General features: G+C 55.5%; 11 protein-coding genes. 9 read left to right on the top strand and 2 right to left on the bottom strand.

What is annotated here, in order from left to right; genetic code table 11:
- The first annotated feature begins 260 nt into the window (after window positions 1–260).
- Both FO268_RS21385 and FO268_RS21380 read left to right on the top strand, forming a co-directional pair.
- Window positions 261–485 carry a hypothetical protein gene (locus FO268_RS21385; RefSeq protein ID WP_225316954.1) on the top strand — a complete coding sequence of 75 codons (225 nt, stop codon included), beginning with the start codon at window positions 261–263 and terminating at the stop codon, window positions 483–485.
- Window positions 486–527: 42 nt separating this feature from the next.
- Window positions 528–986, top strand: coding sequence for an ion channel (locus tag FO268_RS21380; protein ID WP_150995233.1), 459 nt, complete (start codon window positions 528–530; stop codon window positions 984–986).
- Between the two features lie 16 nt (window positions 987–1,002).
- On the opposite strand, the gene FO268_RS21375 is transcribed toward FO268_RS21380, so the two are convergent.
- The gene (locus FO268_RS21375) at window positions 1,003–1,833 is read right to left on the bottom strand and encodes a M90 family metallopeptidase (RefSeq protein WP_150995232.1); all 831 of its coding nucleotides are present in this window, start codon (window positions 1,831–1,833) and stop codon (window positions 1,003–1,005) included.
- Window positions 1,834–2,047: 214 nt separating this feature from the next.
- Between FO268_RS21375 and FO268_RS21370 the strand changes: the two genes are divergently transcribed.
- From FO268_RS21370 to FO268_RS21360, 3 genes are all read left to right on the top strand, one after another.
- Window positions 2,048–2,503, top strand: coding sequence for an MgtC/SapB family protein (locus tag FO268_RS21370; RefSeq protein ID WP_150995231.1), 456 nt, complete (start codon window positions 2,048–2,050; stop codon window positions 2,501–2,503).
- Window positions 2,504–2,534: 31 nt separating this feature from the next.
- Window positions 2,535–3,206 carry an SDR family oxidoreductase gene (locus FO268_RS21365; protein WP_150995230.1) on the top strand — a complete coding sequence of 224 codons (672 nt, stop codon included), beginning with the start codon at window positions 2,535–2,537 and terminating at the stop codon, window positions 3,204–3,206.
- Window positions 3,207–3,302: 96 nt separating this feature from the next.
- On the top strand, window positions 3,303–3,497 hold the full coding sequence (locus FO268_RS21360) for a hypothetical protein (RefSeq protein WP_150995229.1): 195 nt from the start codon (window positions 3,303–3,305) through the stop codon (window positions 3,495–3,497).
- Window positions 3,498–3,566: 69 nt separating this feature from the next.
- Here FO268_RS21360 and FO268_RS21355 read toward each other — a convergent pair whose 3' ends face one another.
- Window positions 3,567–3,773 carry a cold-shock protein gene (locus FO268_RS21355; RefSeq protein WP_027831301.1) on the bottom strand — a complete coding sequence of 69 codons (207 nt, stop codon included), beginning with the start codon at window positions 3,771–3,773 and terminating at the stop codon, window positions 3,567–3,569.
- Between the two features lie 234 nt (window positions 3,774–4,007).
- On the opposite strand from FO268_RS21355, the gene FO268_RS21350 reads away from it, so the two are divergent.
- Genes FO268_RS21350 through thpR form a run of 4 tightly spaced genes read left to right on the top strand, consistent with a single transcriptional unit; the run spans window position 4,008 to window position 6,392 of the window.
- A complete protein-coding gene (locus tag FO268_RS21350) occupies window positions 4,008–4,943 on the top strand; it encodes a M23 family metallopeptidase (protein WP_150995228.1) in 936 nt (311 codons plus the stop codon).
- Complete coding sequence (locus FO268_RS21345) at window positions 4,943–5,266, top strand: antibiotic biosynthesis monooxygenase family protein (protein ID WP_150995227.1); 324 nt, start codon at window positions 4,943–4,945, stop codon at window positions 5,264–5,266. Before FO268_RS21350 ends, FO268_RS21345 begins: the two co-directional genes overlap by 1 nt.
- Window positions 5,267–5,848: a CPBP family intramembrane glutamic endopeptidase gene (locus FO268_RS21340; RefSeq protein WP_191967018.1), complete on the top strand. Its 582-nt coding sequence runs from the start codon at window positions 5,267–5,269 to the stop codon at window positions 5,846–5,848.
- Complete coding sequence (gene thpR / locus FO268_RS21335; RefSeq protein ID WP_150995226.1) at window positions 5,841–6,392, top strand: RNA 2',3'-cyclic phosphodiesterase; 552 nt, start codon at window positions 5,841–5,843, stop codon at window positions 6,390–6,392. Before FO268_RS21340 ends, thpR begins: the two co-directional genes overlap by 8 nt.
- Window positions 6,393–6,484: the final 92 nt, after the last annotated feature.

Raw genomic sequence — 6,484 nt, 5'->3', positions numbered from 1 at the left:
TCGGCTTGCTTGAGGATCGACAGGATCTGGCTGTCGGAAAAACGTGACTTCTTCATGCAGAATCTCCCTGCGTCTAGCTTACGGAAAATTCTACTTTTGATCACCGCTGTTTTTCGGGGGGATTACCCAGCCATCGACGCAGTCTTCGGCCAATGAAGGTATAGCACAAGTTGTTTCTATAAACTCTTATATACTAGAACAGGCGTAGACCTACCGATATCCGGGTGCGCTGTAAACGAATGGAGTGCGAGAAATTGACTTTGAGCACGCAAGAGCTTGAAACCCTACTGGAAACCATCCCCGATGCGCGGGATGGCCTGACCCGCACCGAGCGGATCATTCTGTATGTATTGCACGAAACCCAGCGCGAGTTGGACGGGCGTAATGTACCCACGGTTATGCTGTATGGCAGGGTGGTGGAGCACGTTAATATCAGCGAGGCCGAGCTTCACGTTTATCTGGACCGGTTGGGCGTGCGGGGGTAAACATGTGGCGAAAGCAGAGTGTAAATAATAAAGGAGTACTTTGTGGGAGGTGAACTGGTTGTTGTGTCAGTCACCGCGCTGGTGGTTAGTCTGGTAGTCGTCTTTCATTTCGAGGTCATTCAGTTGCTGAACCGTTTTTGCCCTGAACGGCAACCTCAGTCGCGAGGGGAGTTTCGCAACCGGCCAATCATACTTGCAAACATGTTCGCGCTGCTTATTGCCCACGTGGTCGAGATCTGGTTATTTGGGGTGGCTTTCTGGTATTTGCTGGATCAGGATGGCCTGGGCGCCATTAACGGCTATGCCCATCTCAGCCTGCTGGACAGCGTTTATTTTTCTGCAGCAACTTACACCACGGTGGGGTGGGGAGATCTGGCGGCAACAGGGCATGTCCGGTTTCTGGCCGGTACAGAGGCGCTGGTGGGTTTCATGATGATTACCTGGTCCGCATCCTTCAGCTATCTGATAATGGGCCGTACCTGGGGTAAAAATGGCAGGTGAACAGGGTCGCCAGCGGCTAGCCGGATGAATTCACCGCAGTGAAAGTGACAGGATCCAACCTGTAGAACCCTTGAAGCGCCTCGAATACCTCTGGCTGTTCTTCTTTGAGATGGTCGGGCTGCTGAAAAAAGGCTTCCGTCAGCACGGCAAAAAACTCGGCCGGCTCCGTGGCGCCATAGGGGTCGAGCCAGGGCTTCCTGTGGTGGCGGAGTGATTGCCGCAGATGTTCGTAGGCACGGGTCATGGTTTCCTGCCAGTGCTGCGCCTGTTCACCACTGAGGGGCGGGGCGCCGTCGGCAGTACCGTCCAGATAATCAAGCTGGTGGGCAAACTCGTGGAGGATCACATTGTGATGCCCTGACGGATTGACCGCGCCTTCTTCGCATTCTGCCCATGCCAGCACCACCTGGCCCCGGCTGGACGCTTCGCCAGCGCGGATCTGGTTACTCTCGCTCACTATGATTCCATCGCTTTCAACCTCCCTGACATGATAAGCGTCTGGATAGACCAGAATGCTGCTTACCTCGTCGAAATCAGAAAAGTTACGGGCAACGATCAACAGGCAGGCATGCCCGGCAATGGTGAGGCGTACGGTCTCGTTTACTTCAAATCCATCGCAGCCATAGAAGGATTTTTCGGCCAGGAACAACTGCACATGTTGCTCCAGCCTGTTCCTCAGTTCCCGGGGCAGCTTTTCGTAAACCGGCACCTGGGCCCTGAGTGTTTTTTGCCACTGCTCAGGGAAGGGCTGCTGGAGCTGCCTTTCACGCCGCCAGGTGCGATAGAAGAACAGGTAGAAAACGGAGGCGCCAATAAGGGCCAAAGCGCAGAGGGTGTAGATCAGCAATGGCGTGGCTCCGGGGCCTGTTAATGGCCTGACAGTGTAATTGGAATCTGTCACCACTACCAAGCCTGTCCTTCCCGTTTTCTCCAGAGGGCAGTTTCACGCTCAAGCATCGGAATTCCTTGTAGCTGCATGGTTTGAAAGGATGCAGACGGGGGATGCTATGCTCTGACTGAACTAAAATTGGTTACTAAGCACGATACTGTCGAGGGCTAACATGGAAACTGAAATCGCTCCGTTGGACATGCTACTCCGCCTCTCTGTTGCCGCTGGCCTGGCACTGTTTCTGGGCCTTGAGCGGGAGCTGCGAGGTAAACCTGCCGGGTTGCGCTCGCACATGCTTGTTTCGCTGGGTTCGGCAGCCTTCATTATCATCGGCATGAGTGTGCTGTTTGCCACGGCGGAGGGTGATCCGTCCGCCCGCATAGATCCTACCCGGGTGGTCGAGGGCGTGGTTGGCGGTATCGGTTTCCTGGGCGCTGGTAGCATTATCCGCAGTGGCGGGCAGATTCAGGGCATCACCACGGGCGCATCCATTTGGCTTGCAGGTGCTATCGGCGTTGCCGCCGGCATCAATAATTTCTACCTGGCGGGGATGGTAACTGGCCTTGCACTGGTGATTATGGTCGTTCTTGGCCGGTTCGAACATGAGCTGATTCCCGAAGGTAAGTAAATGATTCCTTTCCACAGATCAGGAGGCTTCCATGCCTGACAGAAAAACCGTAGTGATTACCGGCGCCAATCGTGGCATTGGGCTGGAGCTCGCTCGCCATTACGCTAATGAAGGGTGTGATGTTATTGGTGTGTGCCGTGAAACGTCCCCGGAGCTGACAGAAATTGCTGCGCGGATCGTTGAGGGGGTGGATGTGACCACCGAGGACGGTATCCGGAAACTCACGGGCGAATTGAAGGGGCAGTCGATCGACCTGCTGATCAATAATGCCGGCATGTTGCAGGACGAAAAGCTGGGCAGCATCGACTTCGACTCCATTCGCACCCAGATGGAGATAAATGCTTATGCGCCACTTCGGGTGGCCGAGGCGCTGGTGTCACAGATTCCTTCCGGGGGAAAGATTGCGAATATCACCAGCCGTATGGGCTCCATTGCCGATAATGATTCCGGCGGCCGATACGGTTACCGGGCTTCCAAGGCAGCGCTGAATGCGTTTGGCAAGTCCCTGGCCATGGACCTGAAGCCAAAGGGCATTGCGGTGGCGCAACTTCATCCTGGCTATGTGCAAACCCGAATGGTGAACTTTGGTGGGCTGATTACCCCTGCGGAGTCGGCAAAGGGGCTTGCTGCCAGGATAGAAGGATTGAACCGGGAAAACACCGGCTCGTTCTGGCACAGCAACGGTGAGGAATTACCCTGGTAAGTACAGATTATCGTGAGCTTTTTTTCAGTGTTTTACAGGCTTTCAATCCTCTTCTAATGTAAAGAGTGAGTACCTGAGCTAAAGGGGGGTGAACTGATGAGCAAGGCGCTGAATGGAAATTTCACGTCAAAAGACCAGGCCCGGAATGTTCGTGATGATCTGATCGGGTCAGGAATTCCTCAGGAAAACATTTACATAGAGGAAGAAGCGCGGGTGATCAGGGTCATGATTCCTACGGAAGAACGCAGAGAGATAGAGGAAATATTCGATCGCCACGGCGTGACGTATTAGGTAATTACCTCAGTGACAGGCATAAAAAAGGCAGCCGAAGCTGCCTTTTTCAAACGTGCTGGCTGTTATTTAAACAGCAACTACGTTTTCTGCCTGAGGACCTTTCTGGCCTTCAGTAACGGTGAAGTCGACCTGCTGGCCTTCAGCCAGAGTCTTGAAACCGCCACCTTGAATAGCGCTGTAGTGAACGAAGACGTCCGGGCCGCTTTCGCGAGTGATAAAGCCGAAACCTTTTGCTTCGTTGAAAAACTTAACAGTACCGGTAGTTGTAGACATAATCATAATCCTGAAATCGATAATTTAATGTGCCGCCAGACCATCTGAAGTGATGACTGATCAGCGTTGTGCGGAAACAAAAAACGCGCGGAATCAAAAACAGGACGGAAAACTACCGAAAACAACAGAGATGCGTCTTATTCGTGAAATGCTTTGCTAAATCTTTCCTACGAACGGCACTCTACTCTTATGTTCCCCTGATTGGCAAGTATATTTTCACAGGACCTTCAACGCATGGCGCTTTTTCTTCTCATTGTGTCCCACATTCTGGTTCCATTGGTGTTCATTGTTGCCGTGGGTTTCAGCAGGGCCGCATCACGAATCCACTGGCTGAGCTACCTGGCGTTGGCGGTTGTGTATTTGCTGCTGATTCAGCGCGCAGGGGCCTGGATATGGCTTGGTGGATACTGGCCCTGGCTGTTCTGGGCCGGCCTGGTAGCCACTACGGTCTGGTGTTTTGTGCGCCGCCTGCCGGCACTACCGGTGTGGCCGGCTTGGCGGCCGGGAACGATACTGTCGCTGGGTTTCAATATCGGCATATTGGCTGCGCTCTCGGTGCCTGCATGGTCTTCTCTGAGCGCCAGAGAGGCCGGTGCCGAGCCGATTGAATTGCGATGGCCACTGGAACAGGGGCAATACCGTGTGGGGCAGGGAGGCAACTCCCATGTAATGAACCATCACCATGGTATCGAGGCTCAACATCATGCCCTTGATGTGGTGCGCATTGGCCGCTTTGGTCTGCGTACCCGTAAGATCGCCCCGGGTGTCCTCGAGGACTACCATATCTGGAACGCTCCTGTAACAGCCCCCTGTGCCGGCGAGGTCACCAACGTTGCTGCGAGCGCGCCTGACCAGAATCCGCCCCGGAGCGACCCGGACAATCCCGCCGGTAACTACGTTGCCATCTATTGTGGCAATGTGACGGTGGTAATGGCTCACATGCGCCAGGGGTCGGTTTCGTTAAAGGCGGGCGATAAGGTAGTGCCCGGGGATCTGGTAGGGCGAGTGGGTAATTCCGGCAATACCAGTGAGCCCCACCTGCACATGCACGCGGTGCAAGGCAGGGTTTCAGATCACGATCGCCTTATGTGGGAGGCCAGGGGGCTGCCCATGAGTTTCGAGGGCCGTTATCTTGTTCGCAATGATGTGGTCGGAAGGAGGATTGATTGATGAAATACATCTTTGAGGTTCGTATCCGGGAAGGGCATACCGCTGAGGAATACGCGGATGCCTGGGTCCGCGCCAGCGAGATTATTCAGCAGGCGCCCGGGGCAAGAGGAACGGAGCTGCACCGCAAGATCGACGACCCGAATGTGTTGATTGCCATTGCCAGTTGGGACAGTAAGGAAGCGCGGGATGCCATGGAAGGGCAGCACAACCCGGAGGTTGCCAGCATCATTCGCAGTGCCGCCCCGTTTTGCGATATCACGCCGATTGGTGAATTTGCAGACCCCGAGTGGGTGGTGATGCCCCCCGACAGGCGGGGTGGCTGAGTGGCCAGGCGTCCTCAGATTTCTGCCCTTGCGGCGTTGTTGTTTCAGGGGGGCATCGGGGTGGTTGGCCTGTTGCTTATCTTGGTGTTTGGCATTCCCGTCTTTTACGACGGAGTGAGCCCCGGTATCGCTGTGTTCTGGGGTGTGGCAGGCAGTGTGGCCACCTACGCCGTGATCATGATGCTCACCCGGCTCCCTGGCCTGCTCCGGGAGTCGCTGGAGTCCCAGTTGGGGCAGCTGCACCGGTTCGCCTGTGATTATTCCTGGACGGTTCTGATTGCCCTCTCGGTCTTTGCCGGCGTTGGGGAGGAGTTGCTGTTCCGCGGGGCGATCCAGGGCTGGCTGACACAGCATGTGCCTGATGCAACAGCCATAGTGTTGGCTTCGCTGGTCTTCGGGTTGGTGCACTACCTGTCCTTTACCTACTTTGTATTGGCAACCGGGCTGGGGCTGGTACTGGGGGCAGTCTATGCACTGACAGACAGCCTCGTACTGGTGATGGTGTGGCACGCGGTATACGACATGATTGCCTTGTATTGCCTGCGCCGGTTTCCGGAATGGTTTGGGGTGCGGATTGGATAAGCCAGAAAGACTTCGCCTGTTCTTCGGGCTGGAGATTCCGGACCCGGTCAAACAACGGTTGTTGACTGTCCAGCAGCCGGTCACCGGGGCGCGGTGGCAGCGGGCGGACCAGTTGCACCTGACCCTCGCATTTCTGGGCAGTGTAGAAGCACATCGGCTTCCGGATGTTCGCGATGCTGCCCGGAATCTGCCGGTGGAACCGTTTGACCTCACCGTGACCGGGATTGGTTGTTTCGGTCACCCTGATCGCCCGAAAAATCTCTGGGCCGGGGTTCAGCCGGTGGATAAGCTGGCCGGATTGCAGAGGGCGCTTAGTCATAGATTGATATTTGCCGGGTTCGCACAGGAGAGGCGAGCTTTCCGGCCGCATATCACGCTGGCCCGGTTCAACAGGAAGCAAGCGGGTTCCGTTGGAGAGGCGCTGCGGATGCATCGGGAAATCCAGGCCGGCACTTTTCTGGTTGAGAGTGTTGCCCTGTTTCGCAGCATTCAGAAAGCTCATGGCTCCGCCTATACGGTTCTGGATCGTTTTCTTTTCAGGTAGTTGGCTGCTGCAGTCAGCTTGCCGTAGTAGGCGATCAGCCATTCCCTTGTAGTCCTCGCCCTACTGCGGGGGTGTGTCGGGCCCATCGAAAT

The organism is Marinobacter denitrificans, from assembly GCF_008795955.1.
GTDB classification, from domain to species: Bacteria; Pseudomonadota; Gammaproteobacteria; order Pseudomonadales; family Oleiphilaceae; genus Marinobacter; species Marinobacter denitrificans.
The sequence above is the reverse complement of the archived record's forward strand: the minus strand, read 5'-3'. Positions and strand labels throughout refer to the sequence as shown.